Annotated in this window: 18 protein-coding genes and 1 pseudogene; 9 read left to right on the top strand and 10 right to left on the bottom strand. The window is 73.5% G+C overall.

Annotated features, from left to right (window positions below; all coding sequences use genetic code 11):
- Positions 1–13: 13 nt before the first annotated feature.
- Together QHG49_RS26000 and lgt are read left to right on the top strand one after the other, a co-directional pair.
- Positions 14–790 carry a thioredoxin domain-containing protein gene (locus QHG49_RS26000; protein WP_159700531.1) on the top strand — a complete coding sequence of 259 codons (777 nt, stop codon included), beginning with the start codon at positions 14–16 and terminating at the stop codon, positions 788–790.
- Positions 791–886: 96 nt separating this feature from the next.
- A complete protein-coding gene (gene lgt, locus QHG49_RS26005; RefSeq protein WP_301491539.1) occupies positions 887–1,834 on the top strand; it encodes a prolipoprotein diacylglyceryl transferase in 948 nt (315 codons plus the stop codon).
- A gap of 180 nt (positions 1,835–2,014) precedes the next feature.
- On the opposite strand, the gene QHG49_RS26010 is transcribed toward lgt, so the two are convergent.
- From QHG49_RS26010 to QHG49_RS26040, 7 genes are read right to left on the bottom strand one after another with little or no spacing between them, the layout of a single operon-like run.
- A complete protein-coding gene (locus tag QHG49_RS26010; RefSeq protein WP_159700525.1) occupies positions 2,015–2,821 on the bottom strand; it encodes a CoA ester lyase in 807 nt (268 codons plus the stop codon).
- On the bottom strand, positions 2,818–4,050 hold the full coding sequence (locus QHG49_RS26015) for a CaiB/BaiF CoA transferase family protein (protein ID WP_370530509.1): 1,233 nt from the start codon (positions 4,048–4,050) through the stop codon (positions 2,818–2,820). The genes QHG49_RS26010 and QHG49_RS26015 overlap by 4 nt, the downstream gene beginning before the upstream one ends.
- Positions 4,047–4,940: a ribokinase gene (rbsK, locus tag QHG49_RS26020; RefSeq protein ID WP_145484849.1), complete on the bottom strand. Its 894-nt coding sequence runs from the start codon at positions 4,938–4,940 to the stop codon at positions 4,047–4,049. Before rbsK ends, QHG49_RS26015 begins: the two co-directional genes overlap by 4 nt.
- The gene (locus QHG49_RS26025; protein ID WP_301491540.1) at positions 4,937–6,298 is read right to left on the bottom strand and encodes an ADP-ribosylglycohydrolase family protein; all 1,362 of its coding nucleotides are present in this window, start codon (positions 6,296–6,298) and stop codon (positions 4,937–4,939) included. Before QHG49_RS26025 ends, rbsK begins: the two co-directional genes overlap by 4 nt.
- The gene (locus QHG49_RS26030; protein ID WP_301491541.1) at positions 6,286–7,506 is read right to left on the bottom strand and encodes an ADP-ribosylglycohydrolase family protein; all 1,221 of its coding nucleotides are present in this window, start codon (positions 7,504–7,506) and stop codon (positions 6,286–6,288) included. Before QHG49_RS26030 ends, QHG49_RS26025 begins: the two co-directional genes overlap by 13 nt.
- 7 nt (positions 7,507–7,513) lie before the next feature.
- Positions 7,514–8,629, bottom strand: coding sequence for an ADP-ribosylglycohydrolase family protein (locus QHG49_RS26035; RefSeq protein WP_301491542.1), 1,116 nt, complete (start codon positions 8,627–8,629; stop codon positions 7,514–7,516).
- Positions 8,629–10,377: an ADP-ribosylglycohydrolase family protein gene (locus QHG49_RS26040; protein ID WP_301491543.1), complete on the bottom strand. Its 1,749-nt coding sequence runs from the start codon at positions 10,375–10,377 to the stop codon at positions 8,629–8,631. Before QHG49_RS26040 ends, QHG49_RS26035 begins: the two co-directional genes overlap by 1 nt.
- A 276-nt stretch (positions 10,378–10,653) precedes the next feature.
- Between QHG49_RS26040 and QHG49_RS26045 the strand changes: the two genes are divergently transcribed.
- The 3 genes from QHG49_RS26045 (at position 10,654) to QHG49_RS26055 (ending at position 17,915) form a co-directional block, all read left to right on the top strand.
- Entirely contained in the window at positions 10,654–11,385 is a 732-nt protein-coding gene (locus QHG49_RS26045) for a VIT1/CCC1 transporter family protein (protein WP_159700516.1), read from the top strand.
- Positions 11,386–11,947: 562 nt separating this feature from the next.
- A complete protein-coding gene (gltB, locus tag QHG49_RS26050) occupies positions 11,948–16,459 on the top strand; it encodes a glutamate synthase large subunit (RefSeq protein ID WP_201300784.1) in 4,512 nt (1,503 codons plus the stop codon).
- On the top strand, positions 16,452–17,915 hold the full coding sequence (locus tag QHG49_RS26055) for a glutamate synthase subunit beta (protein WP_159700513.1): 1,464 nt from the start codon (positions 16,452–16,454) through the stop codon (positions 17,913–17,915). Before gltB ends, QHG49_RS26055 begins: the two co-directional genes overlap by 8 nt.
- Before the next feature lie 125 nt (positions 17,916–18,040).
- Here QHG49_RS26055 and QHG49_RS26060 read toward each other — a convergent pair.
- A pseudogene (locus QHG49_RS26060) lies at positions 18,041–18,796 on the bottom strand (rhomboid family intramembrane serine protease); the annotation flags it as partial.
- Between the two features lie 108 nt (positions 18,797–18,904).
- Between QHG49_RS26060 and QHG49_RS26065 the strand changes: the two are divergent.
- Positions 18,905–19,630 (top strand): VWA domain-containing protein, encoded by a 726-nt coding sequence (locus tag QHG49_RS26065; protein ID WP_145484837.1) that lies wholly within the window; start codon positions 18,905–18,907, stop codon positions 19,628–19,630.
- Positions 19,631–19,640: 10 nt separating this feature from the next.
- On the opposite strand, the gene QHG49_RS26070 is transcribed toward QHG49_RS26065, so the two are convergent.
- Positions 19,641–20,603 (bottom strand): acyl-CoA dehydrogenase family protein, encoded by a 963-nt coding sequence (locus QHG49_RS26070; protein ID WP_301491544.1) that lies wholly within the window; start codon positions 20,601–20,603, stop codon positions 19,641–19,643.
- Positions 20,603–21,742, bottom strand: coding sequence for an acyl-CoA dehydrogenase family protein (locus tag QHG49_RS26075; RefSeq protein ID WP_301492924.1), 1,140 nt, complete (start codon positions 21,740–21,742; stop codon positions 20,603–20,605). Before QHG49_RS26075 ends, QHG49_RS26070 begins: the two co-directional genes overlap by 1 nt.
- 53 nt (positions 21,743–21,795) lie before the next feature.
- Here QHG49_RS26075 and QHG49_RS26080 point away from each other — a divergent pair, with 53 nt between their 5' ends.
- From QHG49_RS26080 to QHG49_RS26090, 3 genes are read left to right on the top strand one after another with little or no spacing between them, the layout of a single operon-like run.
- Positions 21,796–22,581, top strand: a complete 786-nt coding sequence (locus QHG49_RS26080; RefSeq protein WP_301491545.1) for an SDR family oxidoreductase — start codon at positions 21,796–21,798, stop codon at positions 22,579–22,581.
- Positions 22,582–22,611: 30 nt separating this feature from the next.
- Positions 22,612–23,280: a TetR/AcrR family transcriptional regulator gene (locus tag QHG49_RS26085; protein ID WP_301491546.1), complete on the top strand. Its 669-nt coding sequence runs from the start codon at positions 22,612–22,614 to the stop codon at positions 23,278–23,280.
- A 30-nt stretch (positions 23,281–23,310) separates the two neighbouring features.
- Positions 23,311–24,468, top strand: a complete 1,158-nt coding sequence (locus QHG49_RS26090; protein WP_301491547.1) for an acetyl-CoA C-acetyltransferase — start codon at positions 23,311–23,313, stop codon at positions 24,466–24,468.
- Positions 24,469–24,957 lie beyond the last annotated feature (489 nt).

The raw sequence follows: 24,957 nt of genomic DNA on the forward strand, positions 1-24,957 counted from the left end.
TCGTTCTGGGGGTGTGAGCGAGAAGAACCGTGACGGAAAGCGGACCGCCCGCCAGCGGCTGGCGGTCGAGCGCGAGAAGCAGAAGTCCGCGGAGAAGCGGCGCCGGTCGCTGATCGTGGGGGGCGGCGTCGTCTGCATCCTGGCCCTCGCGGCGGTGATCGGCGTGATCGCCGCGAACGCGGGCAAGAACAAGGCGAGCGGCGACGCGGGCCCGGTCGTGGCGCCCTCCGGCGCGCAGGGCAAGGACAGTCTCGCGATCCCGGTCGGCAAGGACGGCGCGAAGTCGACGCTCACCGTCTGGGAGGACTTCCGCTGCCCCGCCTGCCAGGCCTTCGAGGCGGCGTACCGGCCCACCCTCCATGAGCTGGTCGACGCGGGCAAGCTGCGCGTCGAGTACCACCTGGTCCGGCTGATCGACGGCAATCTCGGCGGCACCGGCTCGCTGCGCGCGGCCAACGCGGCGGCATGCGCCCAGGACGCCGGGAAGTTCCGCGACTACCACGACACGCTGTACTCGAACCAGCCCAAGGAGACCGACGACGCCTTCGCGAGCAACGCCAAGCTGATCACGCTGGCGGGCAAGGTCGGCGGCCTGGACTCACCGGCGTTCCGGAAGTGTGTGGACGCGGGGACGCACGACAGCTGGGTGAACCGCTCGCAGAAGGCGTTCCAGGGCGGCGGCTTCACCGGCACGCCCACGGTGCTGCTCGGCGGCAAGAACATCTACCAGGACCAGTCGATGTCCCCGGCCAAGCTGAAGCAGATGGTGGAGTCGGCGGACCAGGGCTAGCGGGCCCGGGGTGAGCGCATCCCATGTCCCTGTTATGGACCCGTAGCCAGGCGGCTTGGTGTCGCCGGGGCCCGGCACGGTAGCGTCGGACTTGCCATGGAACTTGCCTACATTCCCAGTCCGTCCCGCGGGGTGCTGTACCTCGGCCCCATTCCGCTGCGCGGCTACGCCTTCTGCATCATCATCGGCGTCTTCATCGCCGTCTGGCTCGGCAACCGGCGCTGGGTCGCCCGTGGCGGGCAGTCCGGCACGGTCGCCGACATCGCGGTGTGGGCCGTGCCGTTCGGCCTGGTCGGCGGCCGGCTCTACCACGTGATCACGGACTACGAGCTGTACTTCAGCCCCGGCCGTGACTGGGTGGACGCCTTCAAGGTGTGGCAGGGCGGTCTGGGCATCTGGGGCGCGATCGCGCTCGGCGCGCTGGGCGCGTGGATCGGGGCGCGGCGCCGGGGCATCCCGATGCCCGCGTACGCCGACGCGGTGGCGCCCGGCATCGCCCTCGCGCAGGCCATGGGGCGCTGGGGCAACTGGTTCAACCAGGAGCTGTACGGCAGGGAGACGCACCTCCCCTGGGCGCTGCACATCACGTCCTCCGAGGGCGGCCGGGTACCGGGCTACTACCACCCGACCTTCCTGTACGAGTCGCTGTGGTGCATCGGCGTCGCCTTCCTGGTGATGTGGGCCGACCGCCGCTTCCAGCTGGGCCATGGCCGGGCGTTCGCCCTCTATGTCGCCGCGTACTGCGTGGGCCGGGGCTGGATCGAGTACATGCGGGTGGACGACGCCCACCACATCCTCGGCCTGCGTCTCAACGACTGGACGGCGCTGATCGTCTTCCTCCTGGCGGTCACCTACATGATCGTCTCGTCCCGCCGCCGTCCGGGCCGCGAGGAGGTCGTGGAACCCCTCGCCGCCGGGGGCCCGGCCGAGGACACGGAGACGGCGCCCGAGACGGACACCGACACCGAGAAGCCCGTGGACGCGCCGGACGGCCCGAAGGCGACCACCGACGAGAAGACCGAGTCGGCGACGAAGAAGAGCTGACGACCGCCTGTACGACACCGAGGGCGCCCGGATCCCCCCGGGCGCCCTCGGCGTTTGCGCCACCGGGCCCGGCACCGCCGATCTCCACCACGGTGGCCGCCCCTCCTTTCCACCGCGAGGGCACCCGACACGGCGGCGGTGACCGGCGGTGCCGCGTCGGCCCCGCCCGTCCCCGGCCTCTCACCCCCGCCGGGCCAGCGACAGTGTGCGGTGGGCCATGGCGACCACCGCCGCGTCGATGAAGCGGCCGTCGGGGAGGGCCTGGGCGCCGGGTTCGGTGGTGGCGGCCTTGAGGACGGTCTCGGCGTGCTCCAGTTCGGCGGGGGTGGGCAGATAGGCGCGCTCGATGACCGGGAGCTGGCGGGGATGGATCGCGGCCCGGCCGAGGAAGCCGAGGGCGCGGCCGTGGGCGCAGGAGGCGGCCAGGCCGTCGAGGTCGCGGATGTCGGGGTGGACGGTCTGCGCCGGCGGGGGCAGCCCGGCGGCGCGCGCGGCGACGATCACCCGGGAGCGCGGCCAGTCGAGCCCCGAGTCCGCCCGCACCCCGAGGTCCGCCCGCAGATCCGCCTCCCCGAGGGAGATGCCCCGCAGCGACGGGTGCGCGCCCGCGATGGCGTACGCGTGCTCGACGGCCAGCGCCGACTCCAGCAGCGCGTACAGGGGGTACGGCACGGCGGCGGCGACCCGGCGCACCTCCGCGGGACCGGTCACCTTCGGCAGCCGTAGCCCCGACAGACCGCGCAGACCCCGCAGCGCCGCCAGGTCCGCGGCCGCCCACGGGGTGTCCAGGGCGTTCATCCGCACATGCACCGGCACCGGCTGCGCCGCCGTGAGCAGCTCCGCCGTGGCGGCGCGCGCGTACTCCTTGCGCTCCGCCGCCACCGCGTCCTCCAGGTCGACGACCACCACGTCCGCGCCCGCCGCCAGCGCCTTGGTGACCACGGCGGGCCGGTCCCCGGGGACGTACAGCCAGGTCAGCGGGGTCACAGGGCGCCCTCCGCGCGCAGGGCGGCGATATCGGCCGGGGCGAGGCCCAGCTCGGTGAGGACCGCGTCGGTGTCCGCGCCGTGCGGCCGCCCGGCCCAGCGGATCGCGCCGGGCGTGGCGGACAGCCGGAACAGCACGTTCTGCAGCCGCAGCGGGCCCAGCTCCGGGTCCGGCACGGTCGTCACCGTGTTCAGCGCCTGGTACTGGGGGTCCTCGAACACGTCCCGCACATCCTGCACCGGCGCCACCGCCGCCTCCGCCTTCTCGAACGCCGCCAGGACCTCCGTACGGCCGCGGGCGGCGATCCAGGAGCCGACCGCCGCGTCCAGCACCTCCGCGTGCGCGGCCCGCTGCGCGCCCGACGCGAACCAGGGCTCCTCGACCAGCTCCGGCCGCCCCACCAGCCGCATCACCCGCTCCGCCACGGACTGCGCGGACGTGGAGACGGCAACCCAGGTGCCGTCGGCGGTGCGGTACGTGTTGCGCGGGGCGTTGTTCGCGGACCGGTTGCCGGTGCGTTCCTGGACGTAGCCGAGCTGGTCGTACCAGGTGGGGTGCGGGCCGAGCACGGACAGGATCGGCTCGATGATCGCCATGTCCACGACCTGCCCGGTGCCGGTGCGCTCCCGCGCGGCCAGCGCCGTGAGCACGGCGTACGCGGTGGTGAGGCCCGCGACCGAGTCGGCGAGCCCGAAGGGCGGCAGCACCGGCGGCGCGTCCGGCTCCCCGGTGAGCGCGGCGAAGCCGCTCATCGCCTCCGCGAGGGTGCCGAACCCGGGCCGGTGCGCATACGGCCCGAACTGCCCGAACGCGGTGACCCGGGCGAGCACCAGACGCGGGTTGGCCGCGGACAGCTCCGCCCAGCCCAGGTCCCATTTCTCCAGCGTCCCGGGGCGGAAGTTCTCGATCACGACATCGGCGGTGGCGGCGAGCCGCAGCAGGGTCGCCCGCCCGCCCGGCCGGGACAGGTCCAGGGTGATCGCCCGCTTGTTGCGGCCGAGCACCTTCCACCACAGGCCGACCCCGTCCTTGGCCGGACCGTGCCCCCGGGACGGATCGGGGCGCCCCGGATGCTCGACCTTGATCACCTCGGCGCCGAAGTCGCCGAGCAGCGTCGCGGCCATGGGCCCGGCGAAGAGCGTGGCCAGGTCCAGCACCCGCAGCCCGTCCAGCGCCCCGGCGCGCGCCGCCGTACCCCCGTTCGCCTCTTCTGCCCCGCCCCCGTTCACGCGGTGAACCGGGCGTCGATCTCCGGGCGGTACGGCATCGACGCCGACGCCCCGGCCCGCTCGACGGAGAGGGACGCCGCGGCGGCCGCCCAGGACAGGGCCTCCCGTACGGGTTTCTCCTCGGCGAGGGCCACCGCGAGCGCCCCGGTGAAGGTGTCGCCCGCGCCCGTGCTGTCCACCGCCTCGACCCGGGGCGCGGGTACCACCAGCGGCTCGGCGTCCCGGGCGACGTACAGGCAGCCCGTCGCGCCCAGGGTGACCACCACGCGCGGCACCAGCTCAAGGAGCGCCGTGGCGGCCTCGCGCGGGTCGGTGCGGCCGGTGAGGGTGATCGCCTCGTACTGGTTGGGCACCAACAGGTCGGTGGCGGCGAGGAGTTCGGGCGGCAGCGGCTGGACGGGGGAGGGCGTGAGGATCGTCCGGATCCCGTGCCGCCGTGCGGCGGCGGCGCCCGCGACCACCGCGGCCGGCGGGATCTCCAGCTGGAGCAGCAGGGTGTCGGCGGAGGCGATCAGCCCCTCGTCGCCGGGCGAGAGATGGTCGACGGTGCCGTTGGCGCCCGGGACGACGACGATGGAGTTGCCGCCCTCGTCGTCCACCACGATGTGCGCGGTGCCGGAGGGGCCCTCGACCGTGCGCAGGAAGTCGGTGTCCACACCGGAGTGTTCGAGGGTCTCCCGCAGCCGGGTCCCGGCCGCGTCGTTGCCCACCGCGCCGATCATCGAGACGGTGGCCCCGGCCCGCGCGGCGGCGATCGCCTGGTTGGCGCCCTTGCCGCCGGGGATCGTCCGGAACTCCCGGCCGGTCACCGTCTCGCCGCGCCGCGGGGCCCTGGCGACGAAGGCGACGAGGTCCATGTTCGTGCTGCCGAGGACGGCGATATGGGTCATGGGCGGTTCGCCTCCAGGTGGGTGAGGTGGGCGAGGGTGTCGAAGCCGGTGCCGTCGAAGTCGGCGACGGCGGTGGCGAGCCGGTTCTTCAGCGGGGCCCGCCAGTGCTCGGGGAGCGCGGCGGGGGAGCCCGCGAGGAGCCCGGCGATGCTGCCCGCGCTCGCGCCGACCGAGTCGGTGTCCAGGCCGCCCGCCACCGCCCGCCGGATCGAGCCGGTGAAGTCGCCGTCCGCGTGGGTGAGCGCGGCGGCCAGCAGGGCGGTGTTGGGCAGGGCGTGCACCCAGTGGTGGGTGGGGGAGTAGACGGCGTGGAGTTCGTCCACCACGGTGTCGAAGTCCTCGTGCGTGGCGGCCAGTTGAACGGCGTGGTCGATGGCCCCGGCCAGCCGGGAGCGGTGCGGGACGACCGAACGGCCCACGCGCAGGCAGGTGTGCACGTCGTGGTCGCCGGTGGCGGCCGCGGCCAGGGTGGCGGCGGTGAACATGGCCGCGTAGACGCCGCCTGCCGTGTGGGTCAACACCGCGTCCCGGTACGCCTGTTCGGCTGCGGCGGCCGGGTCGCCCGGGTTGGTCCAGCCGTGCACGTCGGCGCGGATCAGGGCGCCGATCCACTCCCGGAAGGGGTTGCGGTGGCGGGCGGTGTGCGGGGGCTCCACGCCGCTGAGGAGGTTGCGGTAGGCGAGGCGCTCGGCGGTGAACGTCCGTCCCGGCGGCAGCTCTTCGAGCCACAGCCGGGCGACGTCCGCGGTGCTGAAGCCCTTGCCGTGCCGCTGGAGCAGCAGCAGGTTGAGCAGCGGGTAGTCGAGGTCGTCGTCCTCGGGCATGCCATCGATGTTCTCGGCCAGCGAGGTGGCGGCCGAGCGGCGGTTCCACGGGTGCGCGTCGAGCAGTTCGGCGGGCACGCCACGGGCGGTGAAGTAGCCGTTCAGCGGCCAGTTGCCGCTGGCCCGGGCGAGGGCGCGCACGGCGTCCAGGGGCAGTTTCTCGACCGGCTTGCCCAGCAGGCAGCCGGCGGCCCGGCCCAGCCAGGACGCCTCGAACGCGAGCGGTCCCGGCGTCCCGGCGAGCCGCCCGGCGGGCCAGTCGGGGCAGGCGGCCCGGATCGCGGCCAACTCGGTCGGCTCGTCGTCGGCCAACCGGCTGGGCAGATCCGCCAGTTCGTCCAGCAGGTCCTCGGCGAGCAGCCGCAGATAGCGCGAGACGCGGTGCGGGGAGGCGCCCGCCCGGTCCGGGGCGTCCGGGCCGCCCGCCGCACGCCAGCGCTCCTCGATCCGGGACGGCTCGCGGCCGTCGAGGCGGGCCTGGCGCAGTTCGTGGCCGAGCAGGTCCTCGGGCTGGACCCAGGTCAGTCGGAGCACGGCACGCCTCCCCGGCCGGTGCGGGACGGGTCGCCCGTGTCCGGTGCGCCTCCCAGGGCGCCGAAGGCCCGCTCATGGGCGCGGCGCCGGCCGCGGTCGAGGGCGAACACCTCGCGCGCCACCTGGGCGAGGGTCCGGGCCGGCTGCCACAGGTCCAGGCGGCTCGCCTCCGCGACCGTCTTCGCCCACTCCTCGGGCACCGGCGAGCCGAGCGCGCCCGCGAGGGCACCGGCCATGGTGGCGATCGAGTCGCAGTCGCGCCCGTAGTTGACCGAACCGAGCACCGCGTGCCGGTAGTCGCCGCCGGAGACCACCAGCATGCCGAGTGCGACGGGGAGTTCCTCGATGGAGTGCAGCCGCGAGGGGCGGCGGGCGCCGAGCGAGGGGGCCCGGTAGTCCGGGCCGACGGTGTCGTACGGCTCGACCGCCGCGCGCAGCGGACCGAGCGCCGAGGCGAAGTCGCTGTGCCGGTACGCCACTTCGCAGACCTTCTCGATCGCCGCCCGGGTGCCGTCCTTGGCCAGCGCCAGGCAGGCGGTCACCACCGAGTCCGGAGTCGCGCCCGGCGCGGTGGCGGCGGCGACGGCCGCGGCGAAGACACCGGCCGCCTCCCGGCCGTACGACGACTGGTGGGCCCCGGCGATGTCCAGCGCCTCGGCGTACGCGGCGCGCGGGTCGGCCGCGTTGACCAGGCCGACGGGGGCCATGTACATCGCCGCACCGCAGTTGACGATGTTGCCGGTGCCCGCCTCCCGGGGGTCCGCGTGACCGTAGGCGAGCCGGGCCACCAGCCACTTCTCGGCGAGGAAGAGGCGGTGCAACGGCAGTGCCTCCGCCTCCAGTTCGGGGATCCAGCGGGGGCTGGTCATCAGGTCCGGCACCAGGTGCTCGGCGAGCGCGTAGGCGTCGAGGTGGTCGCGGACGCGGTCGTAGACCCGGACCAGGGCGTGGGTCATCAAGGTGTCGTCGGTGACGTGTCCGTCGCCCTTGTGGTAAGGCGCGAGCGGGCGGGCGGTGCGCCACGCGTCGCCGTGCCAGGGGCCGACGATGCCGTGCACGAGGCCGCCGTGGCGCTCGGCGATCTGGTCGGGGGAGTAGCCCTCGACCGGTCCGCCGAGGGCGTCGCCGACTGCGGCGCCGACGAGGGCGCCGGTGATCCGTTCGTCCAGATCGGGGTGTCCGGTGCCTTTGGGTTGCTTGGGCGTCATGCCCGAATCATCCTCCCGGGCGGGCCGGTTGCGCGGCTTCCAGGAGTCCGGCGAGTTCCACCAGATCGGTGCCGGTCAGCCGGGGCAGGGCGCAGCCGGGCAGCACCCGGCAGGCGTCCCGCCAGGTCCCCGGGATCGCGGCGGCGCCGCCGAGCGCTCCGGTGAGGGCGCCGGTGAGGGCGGGGGCGGAGTCGGCGACCCGGGACAGGCAGGCGGCGGCGGGTACGGCCGCGGCGATACGGCCGTCGGCGGCGGTGGTCAGCGCGAGCGCGACGGGGACGGTCTCGGCGGCGGCCACGCCGTAGCTGTAGACATGGTCCACGATCTGGTGTTCGAGGAGGGGTACGAGGGCGAAGGCGGAGGCGCCGTCCGCGGCGAGGGCGAGCGCGTGCCGGGCGTTGCGGCCGATCTCGGTCCCGGGCGGGAGTTCGGCCAGGGCGGCGGTGACGCAGGCGCGGGTGTCCGCGCCGGTGAGAGCGAGCGAGACGGCCGCGGCCATGGCGCGGGCGCCGTGCACGCCGTCGCCGTCCTGGGTGTAGCGGGCGTCGAACTCGGCGAGGTCGGCGGCGCGTTCGGGGTCGCCGGGGTGGGCCACGGCGAGGGCGCAGGCGCGTACGCAGGCGGCGTCGTCGAAGTAGTGCGGGTTGTCGTGGCCGCTGGCGGGCGGGCGCAGGCCGGTGGCGAGGTTGCCGAGACCGGCCCGGACGGAGATGCGGGCGCGCAGCGGCAGTACGGCGGACTCGATCTCCGGCGCGCGGTCCGCGGCGGCGGCGACCTCGCAGGCGACGGCGGACCAGGTGAGGTCGATGGCGGCGCGCATACGGCGGTCACGGCTGAGGTCGCCGAGGGCGTCGTCGGCACCGGCCCGCAGGACCGCCTCCGCGGCGAAGGCGGCCCATTCGGCGTCGTCGGAGGGGCCGAGGCGGAGGGGTTCGGGGGGTTGGTTGAGGGCGATCGGCACGGGGAGGGTGGTGGTCGCGTTCTGCTCCGCGAAGGTGTCCAGTTCACGGGTGAGCCGACGGGTCCACTCCGGCATCCGGGCCGCCCGGTGCCGCCCCGCGGGCCAGCCGGCGGCGTCCCCGGCGGCAAGCCCCAACAACATCCCTTCGACCCGCCCGGCCATCACGGTGCCCCTTCACTGTCGACGTCGGCATCGACGCCGACCACATCCATGCCGCCGACGTCCACCCCGCCCAAGGGGCTCCGCCCCCTGGCCCCCCGGCCGTCCTCCTTCGCCCACCCACCACCCGAATCCGTCGGCTGGGAGGCCGGGGTGAGGGGCGGGGGTGGGGCGATCGGCTGGGGGGTTGTGGAGGGGGCTGGGGGTGGCTCGGGGGGTGGGGAGGCGGCGGGCGGGGGTGAGGGTGGTTCGGCGGCCCGGGTGGCTGTGGGGAGAGGTGGGGATGGGGCGTGGGTCGGGGTGGCGGCGGGCGGGGGCGGATCGGTGGGGCGGGCGGCGGTGGTTACGGGCTGGGGTGCGCTGGTCGGGTGGGAGGCGGGGGCGATGAGGGCAGTGGTGCTCGGTTGGAGGGATGCGAGGACAGGTCGGGGTTGGGTGGTCGGCAAGGCGGCGGTGGTCACGGGCTGGGGCGGCTCGGTCGGCGGGAGGGTGGGAGCGATGAGGGGAGCGGTGGCTGGCTGGGGGGATGTGAGGGCGGATTGGGGTTGGGCGATCGGCAGGGCGGCGGCGATTACGGGCTGAGGCGCGTTGGTCGGGTGGGAGGCGCTGGCGAGAGGAGGAGCGGCGGTCGGCCGGGCCATGGTTGTGGGCTGCGGTGGATCGGTCGGCTGGGGGGTGGGGGTGAGTAGGGGAATAGCGGTGGGCCGGAGGGAGGCGAGGGCGGGTGGGGACGTGGGAGGTTCGGCGGCCCGCTCCCCGTTCGCCTTCCGTACCAGGAGGTCCGCCACCTCCAGCACATGCCACCCGCTCATCGACGGCAGGCACCTGCCCCGCGCCGGGCCGATCGCGGACGCCCAGGCGGTCGGGATGGCCGGCAGGCCCTGCGTCGCGCCCGACAGCGCGCCCGCCACCGCCGCCGTCGTGTCCGCGTCGCGGCCCATGTTGACCGCGGTCAGGACCGCCTCGCGGAAGTCGCCGTCGGCCGTGGCGTAGGCGCCGAACGCCAGGGCGACCGCCTCCGGGGCGAGGTCGGTCCAGGGATAGCCGCCGATGACGACGGCGGAGCGGACCGCGCGTTCACCCCGGTGGGCGACGGCCACCGCGCGGCGCAGGGACCGGGCCGTCCAGGAGTCGTCCGGGATCACCGCGAGGGCCGCGGCGATCACCACCGGGACGGCGGCGCCCGCCATCGCCGCCGCCACCCCCGCCGCGACGGCCTGGCCGCCGTAGATGCCCTCGCCCTCGTGGCTGACGGAGCCGTCGACGGCGACCAGCCGGGCCGCCTCCCCGGGCCGGCCCGCCGCGAACACCCCGAAGGGGGCCGCGCGCATCGCCAGCCCGTCGCTCCAGGCGTGCCGGTGCTGCGCGGAGATCGGCGCCGCGAGCCCCCGGCGCAGATTCTCCAGCGTGCCCCGCTCGCTGAAGCCCGCGCCGCGGAACGTGGCCCGCTCGGTGATCCACTCGTGCCAGGCCGCCTCCGCGTGCGCCGGGGTGAGCGCGGAGCCGTGCCGGGCGAGCAGCAGTCCGGAGAAGAGCGCGTACTCGGTGTCGTCCGTGCCCTGCGGCCGGTCCGCGACGTACCCGGTGATACGGCCCCAGCGGGCCCGGATCTCGGAGGGCTTCAGGTTCTCCGCGGGGGCGCCGAGCGCGTCCCCGACGGCCAGGCCGAGCAGCGCGCCCCGGGCCCGGGAGCGCGGGCCGGTGAGCTCCCCGGACACCGGGAGCGAGGGAGTGCGGGCGGTCGATGCCATGGGCGGCCTCCTTCGGCGGGGCCCACCCGGGCCCGCGGACCCTTTGCGGATGTGTCCCACGACGAGCCGCCGTACGTGCCTGGGAAGGGGTCCTGTCACCCGCTCGGCCAACCTGAGCGGTAAGGGGCGCCGATGAGCGCACGAACCGTAAAGCCGCAGGTTAGCCCAGCCTTCCCTTGCTGGCGGAGTGATCAGGAACGGCGTAGATTCTGTTGTGTCGAAAAATAGAACTCGTCCAAAGTTAGCTTTGGCTAAGCTAAATCGGGGAAGAAGATCATGGCCCTCATCGAGACCACGGCGGCGCTGCACGAAGCGCACCGCGACAACCACACGCACCGCGACGTCAACGGCGGCTGGCTGCGCCCCGCCGTCTTCGGCGCGATGGACGGCCTGGTCTCCAACCTCGCCCTGATGACCGGCGTGGCCGGCGGGGCCGTCGGCCACCAGACCATCGTCATCACCGGACTCGCGGGCCTCGCCGCCGGCGCCTTCTCCATGGCCGCCGGTGAGTACACCTCCGTCGCCTCCCAGCGCGAACTGGTCGAGGCCGAACTGGACGTCGAGCGGCGCGAACTGCGCCGTCACCCCCAGGACGAGGAGGACGAGCTCGCGGCACTCTACGCGGCCCGGGGCGTGGCTCCCGAACTGGCCCGCGAGGTCGCCCGGCAGCTGTCCAAGGACCCCGAGCAGGCCCTGGAGATACACGCCCGCGAGGAGCTGGGCATCGACCCGGGCGACCTGCCCTCCCCGCTGGTCGCGGCCGTCTCCTCGTTCGGTTCCTTCGCCCTCGGCGCGCTGCTGCCCCTGCTGCCGTACCTGCTCGGCGCGACCGTCCTGTGGCCCGCCCTGCTGCTCGCCCTGATCGGGCTCTTCGGCTGCGGCGCCGTCGTGGCCAAGGTGACCGCGCGCAGCTGGTGGTTCAGCGGTCTGCGGCAGCTCGCGCTGGGCGGCGCGGCCGCCGGTGTGACGTACGCCCTGGGCGCCCTGTTCGGAACGGCCGTAGGATGACGCGCGACCGGTACTTATACGTGGTGGCGAATAAGTAGCCGTTACCCGCTGGTTTCGGATGGATGACCACGGGGCATGAGCCGTAAGCGCCGTGGGCAATGACGCCTGCCGCACCCCTGCGGGGCGGGCCGACGAAGACCCTCCTGCTCCCCCGGACCGATGGGCACCGATCCGATCGATGGTGTCCCGGCGGTCCACCCTCCACGTGTTCGCCGCCGCCGCGGCGGCCAGGTCGCCCCGTGCGGCACCCGGTCGTCGCGCCATGCGGCACCGGCCGCTTCGTGCGGTACCCGGCCGCCCCGCGCGGCTCCCAGACACCCGTCGAGAACCCTCGTGGTGTCCGCATGATGAAACGGAGTATCCGCTTCCCGAGAACCGGGTCATCATGTAACCTGCACGAAATTTCGCCATCTCCGCAGAGGGCCAACGTCGTCCCTCGGCACACGCCACATGCCACATGACGACGACGGGAGAGCCGATGCGTACGCCGCGCCAGCCGTCCCAGCATTCCGAGAACGGCCAGAACTGGTCGTTCATGGATGCTCGCCCTGCTGCGCAGGGTATGTACGACCCCCGCAACGAACATGACGCCTGCGGCGTCGGTTTCGTCGCCACTCTCACCGGCGAGGCCTCCCACACCCTGGTCGACCAGGCGCTCACCGTGCTGCGCAATCTGGAGCACCGCGGCGCCACCGGCTCCGAGCCGGACTCGGGCGACGGCGCGGGCCTGCTCTCGCAGGTGCCGGACGCCTTCTTCCGCGCGGTGGCCGAATTCGAACTGCCCGCCGCCGGTTCGTACGCCGTCGGCATCGCCTTCCTGCCCGGTGAGGGCACCGAGGACGCCGTCTCGGCGATCGAGACGATCGCCGCCGAGGAGGACCTGACCGTCCTCGGCTGGCGCGAGGTCCCGGTCGCCCCCGAGCTGCTGGGCGCCACCGCCCGCGCCACCATGCCGGTCTTCCGGCAGATCTTCGTCACCGACGGGGCCTGCGAGGGCATCGCCCTGGACCGCAAGGCGTTCGTGCTGCGCAAGCGCGCCGAGCGCGAGGCGGGCGTCTACTTCCCGTCGCTGTCCGCGCGCACCATCGTCTACAAGGGCATGCTGACCACCGGCCAGCTGGAGCCCTTCTTCCCGGACCTGTCCGACCGCCGCTTCGCCTCCGCGATCGCGCTGGTGCACTCCCGGTTCTCCACGAACACCTTCCCCTCGTGGCCGCTCGCGCACCCGTACCGCTTCATCGCCCACAACGGTGAGATCAACACCGTCCAGGGCAACCGCAACTGGATGCGCGCCCGCGAGTCCCGGCTGGCCTCCGACCTGTTCGGCCCCCCGGAGAAGCTGGAGCGGATCTTCCCGGTCTGCACCCCCGGCGCCTCCGACTCCGCCTCCTTCGACGAGGTCCTGGAGCTGCTGCACCTCGGCGGCCGCTCGCTGCCGCACTCCGTGCTGATGATGATCCCGGAGGCCTGGGAGAACCACGCCTCCATGGAGGCGGCCCGGCGCGCCTTCTACGGCTTCCACGCCACGATGATGGAGCCGTGGGACGGCCCCGCCTGCGTCACCTTCACCGACGGCACCCAGGTCGGCGCCGTGCTCGACCGCAACGGTCTGCGCCCCGGCCGCTACTGGGTCACCGACGAGGGCCTGGTCGTCCTCGGCTCCGAGGTCGGCGTCCTCGACATCGACCCCGCCCGGGTGGTCCGCAAGGGCCGCCTCCAGCCCGGCCGGATGTTCCTCGTGGACACCGCCGAGCACCGCATCATCGAGGACGACGAGATCAAGGCCTCGCTCACCGGCGCACAGCCGTACGCCGAGTGGCTGGAGGCCGGCGAGATCGAGCTGGGCGACCTGCCCGAGCGCGAGCACATCGTGCACACCCACGCCTCGGTCACCCGCCGCCAGCAGACCTTCGGCTACACCGAGGAGGAGCTGCGCGTCATCCTCGCCCCGATGGCCCGCACCGGCGCCGAGCCGATCGGCTCCATGGGCACCGACTCCCCGATCGCGGCCCTGTCCGAGCGCCCCCGGCTGCTCTTCGACTACTTCACCCAGCTGTTCGCCCAGGTCACCAACCCGCCGCTGGACGCCATCCGCGAGGAGCTGGTCACCTCCCTGCGCAGCGCGCTCGGCCCCCAGGGCAATCTGCTCGACCCGACCGCCGCCTCCTGCCGGTCCGTCCTGCTGCCCTTCCCGGTGATCGACAACGACGAGCTGGCCAAGCTCATCCACATCAACGCCGACGGCGACATGCCCGGCTTCAAGGCCGCGACCCTCTCCGGTCTGTTCCGGGTGAGCGGCGGCGGCGAGTCGCTGGCCGCCCGCATCGAGGAGATCTGCGCCGAGGCCGACGCGGCCATCGAGAACGGCGCCCGGCTGATCGTCCTCTCCGACCGGCACTCCGACGCCGAGCACGCGCCGATCCCCTCGCTGCTGCTCACCGCGGCCGTCCACCACCACCTCATCCGCACCAAGCAGCGCACCCACGTGGGCCTGCTGGTCGAGGCCGGCGACGTCCGCGAGGTCCACCATGTCGCCCTGCTGATCGGCTACGGCGCCGCCGCCGTCAACCCGTACCTGGCCATGGAGTCGGTGGAGGACCTGGTCCGCGCGGGCACCTTCCTCGACGGCGCCGACCCCGAGAAGGCCATCAAGAACCTGATCTACGCCCTCGGCAAGGGCGTCCTGAAGGTCATGTCCAAGATGGGCATCTCCACCGTCGCCTCCTACCGCGGCGCCCAGGTCTTCGAGGCCGTCGGCCTGGACGAGACCTTCGTGGAGAAGTACTTCAACGGCACCGCCACCAAGATCGGCGGCGTCGGCATCGACGTCATCGCCCGCGAGGTCGCCGCCCGCCACGCCAAGGCGTACCCCGCCTCCGGCATCGCCCCGGCGCACCGCGCCCTGGACATCGGCGGCGAGTACCAGTGGCGTCGCGAGGGCGAGCCCCACCTGTTCGATCCGGAGACGGTCTTCCGCCTCCAGCACTCCACGCGCACCGCGAGCTACGACATCTTCAAGAAGTACACCTCGCGCGTGAACGAGCAGTCCGAGCGCCTGATGACGCTGCGCGGCCTGTTCGGCTTCACCTCGGACCGGGCGCCGATCCCGGTCGAGGAGGTCGAGCCGGTCAGCGAGATCGTCAAGCGGTTCTCGACCGGCGCGATGTCGTACGGCTCCATCTCCAAGGAGGCGCACGAGACCCTCGCCATCGCCATGAACCAGCTGGGCGGCAAGTCCAACACCGGTGAGGGCGGCGAGGACCCGGAGCGCCTGTACGACCCCGCGCGCCGCTCGGCGATCAAGCAGGTCGCCTCCGGCCGCTTCGGCGTCACCTCCGAGTACCTGGTCAACGCGGACGACATCCAGATCAAGATGGCCCAGGGCGCCAAGCCCGGCGAGGGCGGCCAGCTGCCCGGCCACAAGGTCTACCCGTGGGTCGCCAAGACGCGTCACTCGACGCCCGGCGTGGGCCTGATCTCCCCGCCGCCGCACCACGACATCTACTCCATCGAGGATCTCGCCCAGCTGATCCACGATCTCAAGAACGCCAACCCCCGGGCCCGGATCCACGTCAAGCTGGTCTCCGAGGTCGGCGTCGGCACCGTCGCGGCCGGTGTGTCCAAGGCGCACGCGGACGTCGTGCTGATCTCCGGTCACGACGGCGGCACCGGCGCCTCCCCGCTGACCTCCCTCAAGCACGCGGGCGGCCCCTGGGAGCTGGGCCTGGCCGAGACCCAGCAGACGCTGCTGCTCAACGGGCTGCGCGACCGGATCGTCGTACAGACCGACGGTCAGCTCAAGACCGGCCGCGACGTGGTCATCGCCGCGCTGCTCGGCGCCGAGGAGTTCGGTTTCGCGACCGCGCCGCTCGTCGTCTCCGGCTGCGTCATGATGCGCGTCTGCCACCTGGACACCTGTCCGGTCGGTATCGCCACCCAGAACCCGGTGCTGCGCGAGCGCTTCGCCGGCAAGGCCGAGCACATCGTGAACTTCTTCCGGTTCATCGCCGAGGAGGTCCGCGAGCTGCTCGCCGAACTGGGCTTCCGCTCCATCGAGGAGGCCGTCGGCCACGCCGAGGTGCTGGACGTGCGGCGCGCCGTCGACCACTGGAAGGCGCAGGGCCTGAACCTGGCACCGCTGTTCCACGTGCCGGACCTGCCCGAGGGCGCCGCCCGCCACCGGCAGATCGCCCAGGACCACGGCCTGGAGAAGGCCCTGGACAACGAGCTGATCAAGATCGCCGGCGACGCCCTGGCCGCGGACGACGCGACCGAGGCCCAGCCGGTGCGCGCCCAGGTCGCCATCCGCAACATCAACCGCACGGTCGGCACCATGCTCGGCCACGAGGTGACCCGGAAGTTCGGCGGCGCGGGCCTGCCCGAGGACACCATCGACATCACCTTCACCGGTTCCGCGGGCCAGTCCTTCGGCGCCTTCCTGCCGCGTGGTGTCACGCTGCGCCTGGAGGGCGACGCCAACGACTACGTGGGCAAGGGCCTCTCGGGCGGCCGGATCGTCGTCCGCCCGGACCGCGCGGCCGACCACCTCGCCGAGTACTCGACGATCGCGGGCAACACCATCGGCTACGGCGCCACCCGCGGCGAGCTGTTCCTGCGCGGTCGTACCGGTGAGCGGTTCTGTGTGCGCAACTCCGGCGCGCTGGTCGTCTCCGAGGGCGTGGGCGACCACGGCTGCGAGTACATGACCGGTGGTCACGCGGTCGTCCTCGGCCCGACCGGCCGCAACTTCGCGGCGGGCATGTCCGGTGGCATCGCCTACGTCATCGACCTCGACCCCGCCAACGTCAACGCGGGCAACGCGGACGCCGTCCAGGAACTGGCCGACGCGGACAAGGCGTGGCTGCACGACGTCGTGCGCCGGCACGCGGAGGAGACCGGCTCGACGGTCGCCGCGAAGCTGCTCGCCGACTGGGAAGCGGCCGCGGCCCGGTTCAGCAAGATCATTCCCAGCACGTACCAGGCAGTGCTCGCCGCCAAGGACGCCGCCGAGCGAGCCGGTCTCTCCGAGACCGAGATCACCGAGAAGATGATGGAGGCGGCGACCAATGGCTGATCCGAAGGGCTTCCTCAACCACGGCCGCGAGGTCGCCAGGACCCGTCCCGTCGGTGAGCGCGTCAAGGACTGGAACGAGGTCTACGTCCCCGGCTCCCTGCTGCCGATCATCGGCAAGCAGGCCAGCCGGTGCATGGACTGCGGCATCCCGTTCTGCCACAACGGCTGTCCGCTCGGGAACCTGATCCCCGAGTGGAACGACTACGCCTACCGCGAGGACTGGGCCGCCGCCTACGAGCGGCTGCACGCCACCAACAACTTCCCGGAGTTCACCGGGCGGCTGTGCCCGGCGCCGTGCGAGTCGGCGTGTGTGCTCGGCATCAACCAGCAGCCGGTCACCATCAAGAACGTCGAGGTCTCCATCATCGACAAGGCGTGGGAGGGCGGGCACGTCGCCCCGAGCATCCCCGAGCGCCTGTCCGGCAAGACGGTCGCGGTCATCGGCTCGGGCCCCTCCGGCCTCGCCGCCGCCCAGCAGCTGACCCGGGCCGGCCACACGGTCGCCGTCTACGAGCGCGCGGACCGCATCGGGGGTCTGCTGCGCTACGGCATCCCCGAGTTCAAGATGGAGAAGCGGCACATCAACCGCCGTATCGAGCAGATGCGCGCGGAGGGCACCCGCTTCCGCACCGGCGTGGAGGTCGGCCGCGACCTCAACGCCCGCGACCTGAAGAAGCGCTACGACGCGATCGTGATCGCCGCGGGCTCCACCACCGCCCGTGATCTGCCCGTACCCGGGCGGGAGTTGAAGGGCGTCTACCAGGCGATGGAGTACCTGCCGCTGGCCAACAAGGTCCAGGAGGGCGACTACGTGTCCGCCCCCGTGACGGCCGAGGGCAAGCACGTCGTCGTGATCGGCGGCGGTGACACCGGCGCGGACTGCGTGGGCACCGCCCACCGGCAGGGCGCGGCCTCGGTCACCCAGCTGGAGATCATGCCCCGCCCGAACGACGAGCGGCACCCGACCGGGCAGCCCTGGCCCACCTTCCCGATCCTCTACAAGGTCACCTCGGCCCACGAGGAGGGCGGCGAGCGGATCTACTCCGCCTCCACCACCCACTTCGAGGGCGACGAGGACGGCAATGTGCAGTGGCTGCACATCGCCGAGGTCGAGTTCGTGGACGGCAGGCCGACCCAGAAGCCGGGCACCGAGCGCCGCATCCCGGCCCAGCTGGTCACCCTCGCGATGGGCTTCACCGGCACCGACCGGGAGAACGGCCTGGTGGAGCAGTTTGGTCTAGACCTCGATGAGCGCGGTAACATCGCCCGCGACGCCGACTTCCAGACCAATGTGCCGGGAGTGTTCGTCGCCGGTGACGCCGGCCGCGGGCAGTCCCTCATCGTCTGGGCGATCGCGGAGGGCCGCTCGGCCGCCCGCGGCGTCGACCGCTACCTGACCGGGGCCAGCGACCTGCCGGCCCCGATCCGCCCGACCGACCGCGCGCTCGCGGTCTGACGGCACCCCTGGAACGTCCCGCACAAAGGCGTGCGGAACACCAATGGCGTCTGCCCACCTGTCCCCGACCGGACGACCGGGCAGACGCCGTTGACTTTTCCGCCCCGCCTCGCGGTGCCCTGGGCTCAGGCGGTCAGCGAGGCCGCTTTCAGCCAGGCGAGCGCGATCAGCAGGGCGAGCAGGGCCACGCACACCCCCGCCTGCACCAGCGCGCGCCGCCCGTCGCGGGGCGCGTAGGCGTACGCCAGCGTCACCACGGCGCCCGCGAGCAGCTCGCCGAGGTGCCCCTGCCAGGAGGTGAGCCCCGCGGAGATCACCAGCCACAGCAGCAGGCCCGCCGTGTACCGGTTGACCTCGCGCATGTCGTGGCCGAGGCGGCGGCCCATGACCCAGTAGGCGGCGCCCAGCCCGAAGATCGCACCGGAGGCGCCGACCGTGTACGACTCCGGGAGCAGCAGCAGCTCCAGCACCGAGCCGCCGAGCGCCGACAGCGGATACAGGGCGAGGTAGCGCACCCGGCCCAGCTGGGACTCCACGACCCGGCCGATGTTCCACAGCGCCACCATGTTGAACAGGACGTGCCTGATCCCGAACGTCCCCTCACCGGGCGTCAGATGCGGGAACGCGCCGGTCAGCAGCCGGTACCACTCCCCGTGCGCGACCCCCTCCGGGACATGGCCGGCGGGCGTGGTGCCGAGCATCGCGAAGCGGTACCCGAACGACGGCCGGGCCAGCTCCACCAGATAAGCCACCACGTTCAGCCCGACCAGCACATAGGTCAGCAGCGGCACCGCGGTGACCCGCCCCCCGAACACGGTCCGCGCCTGCCGGATGGAACGGGCACCCCTTAAGGAAAGGGGAGGGGCGGGGGGAAGCACGGCGAGCCGGTGGGGCGGCAGCGATCAAAAGAGCGAACCTGTGTGACGGCCGTGCCGCCCGGAGCGCGTGATCACGTAGGCTCGGCTCCTCGGAACAGCCAGAGGGGGGCCATGGCCGCGATCAGCCTGCGCAAGGTGGAGGAGACCGCGCCCGCGCTCGTCGGCGCCTACCGCTCGGCCGGGGTCAGCCTGCGCAAACACGGCCTGGACGAACTGCGGGCCGCCGTCTACCTCGTCCTCGACCACTCCGGCTCCATGCGCCCCTACTACCAGGACGGCAGCGTCCAGGCGCTCGCCGACCGGGTGCTGGGGCTGTCCGCGCACCTGGACGACGACGGCCGGGTGCCGGTGGTGTTCTTCTCCACCGACATCGACGCCGTCACCGACATACCCCTCGCCCGTCACGAAGGCAGCGTCGAGCGGATCGCCGCCGGGCTCGGCCACATGGGCAAGACCAGCTACCACCTGGCGATGGACGCCGTCATCGACCACTACCTGGACAGCGGCGCCACCGACCCCGCCCTGGTCGTCTTCCAGACCGACGGCGGCCCGATCAACAAGCTCGCCGCGGAACGCTACCTCTGCAAGTCCGCCAAGCTCCCCCTGTTCTGGCAGTTCATCGGCTTCGGCGACCCGCACAGCAAGCAGTTCGACTTCCTGCGGAAACTGGACGAACTCCCGGTCCCCGGCAAGCGGATCGTGGACAACGCCGGCTTCTTCCACGCGGGCGAGGACCCCCGGCGCGTCCCCGAGAGCGAGCTGTACGACCGTCTCGTCGCCGAGTTCCCCTCCTGGCTGTCGGCCGCGCGCGCCGCGGGCATCGTCCGCCCCTCCTGAACCGGCCCGCTCAGGGCGTCACCTCCCCGAGGGCATCGGCCAGGACCAGCTCCCGGCACTCCTCGGGCGTCCCCCACGCGGCGCGCAGCGCCCGGGCCTTGGTCAGCCACAGGGAGAGGTCGTACTCCGCGGTGTAGCCGATCGCGCCGTGCAGATGCAGCGCCGTCCGCGCGGTGGTGTACGCCGCCTCGCACGCCCTGAGCTTGGCCGCGGCCACGTCCGCCGGACGCATCGACACCGCCGCGCCGAGCACGAGGGGCCGGGCGAACTCCAGGGCCGTTTTCGCGTCGGCCAGCCGGTGCTTGACCGCCTGGAAGGAGCCCACGGGCACCCCGAACTGGGTGCGCTGCCCTACGTAGCGCACCGTGCGGTCGAGCAGGGCGAGACCGACCCCGAGGGCCTGGGCGGCGACGGCCAGCCGGGCCCAGCGGAGAGCCCGTTCGTACGGGGGAGCGGTGAGCAGCGGCGTGCCGTCCGGGACGAGCGGGGTCAGCCGGCGGGCCGGATCCAGGGAGGCGCGCACCGGTCCCGGAGCCGCCAGGTACAGGCCGCCGGGGGTGAGCGCGAGCCGGAGCGCGGCCGCGTCCCCGTCGAGGGCGAGGCCACCGGGCGGCGCGACGGTGGCCGGCTCCTCGCCCGCCGCGAGCCCCGGCAGAAAGCGCCCGGCGTACGGCGGCGCGTCCAGGAGCAGGGCCGCCGCGACCGTCTCCACCAGCGGCCCGGGCACCGCGTGCCGCCCCAACTCCACGAAGGCGAGAGCCAGGTCCACCGGCCGCCGCCCCGCCCCGCCGTACTCCTCCGGCACCGCGAGCCCGAACACCCCCGCCGCTCCGAGCCGCGCCCACAACGCCCGTCCGCGCGCGTGCTCGCCACGGCTCCACTCCCGGACCACCGCCGGGGTGCCCGCCGCCGCCAGCAGGGCGCCCAACGCGTCGGTGAAGGCGCGCTGTTCGGCATCGGGCAGGAAGCGCATCAGCGGCGTCCCTTCGGCAGGCCGAGCAGCCGCTCGGCGATGATGTCGCGCTGGATCTCGTTGGTGCCCGCGTAGACCGGCCCGGCCAGCGCGAACACGTAGCCCTGCGCCCAGTCGCCGTCGGCCGCCTCGGCCTCCGGGCCCAGCAGGTCGAGCGCCGTCTCGTGCAGCGCGAGGTCCAGCTCGGACCAGAACACCTTGTTCATGCTGGTCTCCGGGCCGAGCCGGTCACCGGCCAGGAACCGGGAGGCGGCCGCGTAGGTGAACAGCCGGTAGGCGCGGGCGCCGATCACCGCGTCCGCCACCCGCTCCCGGGCGTGCTCCGGGCAGCCGCGCGCCCGCCACAGCCCGACCAGCCGGTGCGCCGCCGCGAGGAAGCGGCCCGGTGAACGCAGCGTCAGCCCCCGCTCGTCGCCCGCCGCCGACATCGCGATCCGCCAGCCCTGCCCCGGCTCGCCGATCACGTCCTCCTCCGGCACGAACACCTCGTCCAGGAACAGCTCCGCGAACGCGGGCCTGCCGTCCAGCCGGCCGATCGGACGCACCGTCACCCCGGGAGCCCGCAGGTCGAACATCAGATAGGTGAGCCCCTGATGCGGCCGCTCCGCCCCCGGATCGCTGCGGAACAGCCCGAAGGCCCGGTCGGCGAAGGCCGCCCGCGAGGACCAGGTCTTCTGACCGCTCAGCAGCCAGCCGCCGTCCGCGCGCACCGCCCGGGAGGTCAGCGAGGCCAGATCCGAACCCGCCTCCGGCTCCGACCACGCCTGCGCCCACACCACCTCGCCCGAGGCCATCGGCGGCAGCACCCGCGCGCACTGCTCCCGCGTCCCGTGCTCCAGCAGGGTCGGCGCCAGCAGATCGGTCCCGTTCTGCCCGACCCGGCCCGGCGCGCCCGCCGCCCAGTACTCCTCCTCGAACAGCAGCCACCCCAGCAGCCCCGCGTCCCGTCCGCCGTACCGCCGCGGCCAGGACACCACCGACCAGCGGTCCGCGGCCAGTTCGGCCTCCCAGGCGCGATGGGCGGCGAACCCGGCCGCGGTCTCCAGCGAGGGCAACGGCACCCTCGGCACATGCGCCGCCAGCCAGGCGCGGGCCTCGGCGCGCAACTCCTCGTCGGCCGGGGAGAAGGTCAGGTCCATGGCCGCCGTCACCGTCCTTCCCTAACAAGTGTTTGGTAGGTTAGCGTGGCCCTATGACAGGCGTCGAGAGCCCGGCCTACGTCCCCGGGCACGGACTGCTCAAGGGCCGCACCGCCGTCGTCACCGCGGCGGCCGGCACCGGCATCGGCGGGGCCACCGCGCGCCGCTTCCTGGAGGAGGGCGCCCGCGTCCTGCTCAGCGACGCACACCCCCGCCGCCTCGCGGAGCGCGAGGCCGAACTGGCCCGGCGGTTCCCGGGCGCGGTGACCGCCCTGCCCTGCGACGTCACCGACGAGCGGCAGGTCCGGGCCCTGTTCGAGACGGCCGCCGCCGAGCACGGCCGACTGGACATCGTCGTCAACAACGCCGGACTCGGCGGCACTTCGCCCCTCGCCGACATGACCGACGACCAGTGGACCCGCGTCCTCGACGTCACCCTGAACGGCACCTTCCGCTGCACCCGCGCCGCCCTGCGCGCCCTGCGGACCACCGGCGGCGGAGTGATCGTCAACAACGCCTCCGTCGTCGGCTGGCGCGCCCAGGCCGGACAGGCCCACTACGCCGCCGCCAAGGCCGGGGTGATGGCCCTGACCCGCTGCGCCGCCATCGAGGCCGCCCCCTACGGGGTGCGGGTCAACGCCGTCGCGCCCAGCCTCGCCCACCACCCCCACCTCGTGAAGGTCACCACCCCCGAACTCCTGGCGGATCTGGCCGGACGCGAAGCCTTCGGCCGGGCCGCCGAACCCTGGGAGGTGGCCAACGTGATCGTGTTCCTCGCCTCCGGTTACTCCTCGTACATGACCGGCGAGACCGTCGCCGTCAGCAGCCAGCGCGCCTAGGGCGGGAGGGGGAGCGTCCAGAATGGGTGCGTGCCGACCAAGAAGAAGCCCCAGGTGACCGCCGCCGCGGTCCGGCGCGGCGAACTCCTCAACACCGCCGCCGAAGTGTTCGCCGAACACGGCTACAACGCCACCACCGTCCGCCGCATCGCCGACCACGCCGGGATGCTCGCGGGCAGTCTCTACTACCACTTCGACTCCAAGGAGTCGATGCTCGAAGAGATCCTGCGCACCTTCCTCGACGAGCTGTGGGGCGGCTACGACACCGTCCTCGCCGCCGGACTCGGGCCCCGCGAGACGCTGGAGGCCCTCGTCACCGAGTCCTTCCGGGAGATCGACCGGCACCGCGCCGCCGTCGCCATCTACCAGAAGGAGAGCCGGCACCTCGCCGCCCAGGACCGGTTCGCCTTCCTCGCCGAGTCTCAGCGCCGGTTCGAACGGGCCTGGCTCTCCACCCTGGAACGCGGCGTCGCCGAACACGTCTTCCGCCGCGACCTGGACGTCCGGCTCACCTACCGGTTCGTCCGCGACACCGTGTGGGTCGCCGCCTCCTGGTACCGGCCCGGCGGACAGCACAGCCCCGAGGAGATCGCCCGCCAGTACCTGTCGATGGTGCTGGACGGCATCGCCGTACGCGCACAGCACGAAGCGCACGGCGAGCACAGCGAGAAGAACGACAAGAGCGAGCACAGCGGATAACACCCCTTTCCTGTGAGGGAGTCGAGTCGTATGGCCGAGGCCTACATCGTCGAAGCGGTCCGCACGCCCGTCGGGCGACGCGGGGGAGGACTCAGCGGCGTCCACCCGGCCGACCTGGGCGCCCATGTCCTTCGAGCCCTCGTGGAGCGGGCCGGTGTCGACCCGGCCGCCGTCGAGGACGTCGTGTTCGGCTGTCTGGACGCGGTGGGCCCCCAGTCCGGGGACATCGCCCGTACGAGCTGGCTGGCCGCCGGGCTGCCCGAGGAGGTGCCGGGCGTGACCGTGGACCGGCAGTGCGGCTCCTCGCAGCAGGCCGTGCACTTCGCCGCGCAGGCCGTGCTCTCCGGCACCCAGGACCTGGTGGTCGCGGGCGGTGTGCAGAACATGTCCCAGGTCCCCATCGCCTTCGCCTCCCGTCAGGCCGCCGTCCCGCTCGGCCTGACCGAGGGCCCCTTCCTCGGCAGCACCGGCTGGCGCGCCCGCTACGGCAACCGGCCCGTCAACCAGTTCGCCGGCGCCGAGGCGATCGCCGCCCAGTGGCGCATCGGCCGCGCCGAGCAGGAGGAGTTCGCCCTGCGCTCGCACCGCCGGGCGGTGTGGGCCCTCGACACCGGCCGCTTCGCGCGCGAGACCGTCCCCTACGGCCCGGTCGCCGTGGACGAGGGCCCCCGCCGCGACACCTCCCTGGAGAAGATGGCCGCCCTGAAGCCGGTCCTCGACGGCGGCACCATCAGCGCCGCCTGCTCCTCCCAGACCTCCGACGGCGCCGCCGCCCTGCTGCTCGCCTCCGAACGCGCGGTCCGCGACCACGGACTGCGTCCCCGCGCCCGCGTCCACCACCTCTCCGCGCGCGGCGAGGACCCCATCCGCATGCTCTCCGCTCCCATCCCGGCCACCGCGCACGCCCTGAAGAAGACCGGCCTGACCATCGACGCCCTCGATGTCGTGGAGATCAACGAGGCGTTCGCCCCGGTCGTCCTCGCCTGGCTGAAGGAGACCGGCGCCGACCCCGAGAAGGTCAACGTCAACGGCGGCGCGATCGCCCTCGGCCACCCCCTCGGCGCGACCGGCGCCCGCCTGATGACCACCCTGCTCCACGAACTGGAGCGCACCGGCGGCCGCTACGGCCTCCAGACCATGTGCGAGGGCGGCGGCCAGGCCAACGTGACGATCATCGAACGCCTCTGAGCACGGGCGGCCACAGCCCTCTCTTCCCGGGGGCGTCAGCCTCTCGGCATCGGAGCCCGCCAGCTCCAGGACTCGCGGGCCCCTTGACTCGCGGGCCTAGGGGCTCGCGGGTCTCGGGACTCGCGGGCCTTGGGGGCACGGCGGCCACCGGACCTGCGGTCGTTGGGACCGGTGGCCCGGCCAGCCCCTCAGTCGCTGGCCCTGCCCTGCCAGCCTCCGGGCCCGGGTCCCTGATGCCTTGAGGGCCATCGGCCTCTCGGCCACTTGGTCCCGACCACCCCGGGAGCTGAGGGCCCATCGGCCTGAGAGCCGGTCGGCCTCCGGGCCTGGGGCCATCGACGCCAATGGCCCGGGGCCCCTCTGCCTGTCCGCCGCTGTTCATGCCGGTCTCCGGGTCCGAGGGCCGCCCGCCTCCCCGCCGACGGCCCTGCCGATCTCCGGACCCGCCGGACCCGCCGGACCCGCCGGACCCGCCGGATCCGGGACCGT

Source organism: Streptomyces sp. WP-1, assembly GCF_030450125.1.
Taxonomy (GTDB): domain Bacteria; phylum Actinomycetota; class Actinomycetes; order Streptomycetales; family Streptomycetaceae; genus Streptomyces; species Streptomyces incarnatus.

Bases quoted from the DNA above. Each gene is read 5' to 3' on its own strand.
- QHG49_RS26055 (WP_159700513.1), top strand. From the start codon at position 16,452: ATGGCTGATCCGAAGGGCTTCCTCAACCACGGCCGCGAGGTCGCCAGG.
- QHG49_RS26040 (WP_301491543.1), bottom strand. From the start codon at position 10,377: ATGGCATCGACCGCCCGCACTCCCTCGCTCCCGGTGTCCGGGGAGCTC.
- QHG49_RS26045 (WP_159700516.1), top strand. From the start codon at position 10,654: ATGGCCCTCATCGAGACCACGGCGGCGCTGCACGAAGCGCACCGCGAC.
- QHG49_RS26070 (WP_301491544.1), bottom strand. From the start codon at position 20,603: ATGCGCTTCCTGCCCGATGCCGAACAGCGCGCCTTCACCGACGCGTTG.
- QHG49_RS26030 (WP_301491541.1), bottom strand. From the start codon at position 7,506: ATGACGCCCAAGCAACCCAAAGGCACCGGACACCCCGATCTGGACGAA.
- QHG49_RS26035 (WP_301491542.1), bottom strand. From the start codon at position 8,629: ATGGCCGGGCGGGTCGAAGGGATGTTGTTGGGGCTTGCCGCCGGGGAC.
- lgt (WP_301491539.1), top strand. From the start codon at position 887: ATGGAACTTGCCTACATTCCCAGTCCGTCCCGCGGGGTGCTGTACCTC.
- QHG49_RS26090 (WP_301491547.1), top strand. From the start codon at position 23,311: ATGGCCGAGGCCTACATCGTCGAAGCGGTCCGCACGCCCGTCGGGCGA.
- gltB (WP_201300784.1), top strand. From the start codon at position 11,948: ATGTACGACCCCCGCAACGAACATGACGCCTGCGGCGTCGGTTTCGTC.
- QHG49_RS26065 (WP_145484837.1), top strand. From the start codon at position 18,905: ATGGCCGCGATCAGCCTGCGCAAGGTGGAGGAGACCGCGCCCGCGCTC.
- QHG49_RS26080 (WP_301491545.1), top strand. From the start codon at position 21,796: ATGACAGGCGTCGAGAGCCCGGCCTACGTCCCCGGGCACGGACTGCTC.
- rbsK (WP_145484849.1), bottom strand. From the start codon at position 4,940: ATGACCCATATCGCCGTCCTCGGCAGCACGAACATGGACCTCGTCGCC.
- QHG49_RS26075 (WP_301492924.1), bottom strand. From the start codon at position 21,742: ATGGACCTGACCTTCTCCCCGGCCGACGAGGAGTTGCGCGCCGAGGCC.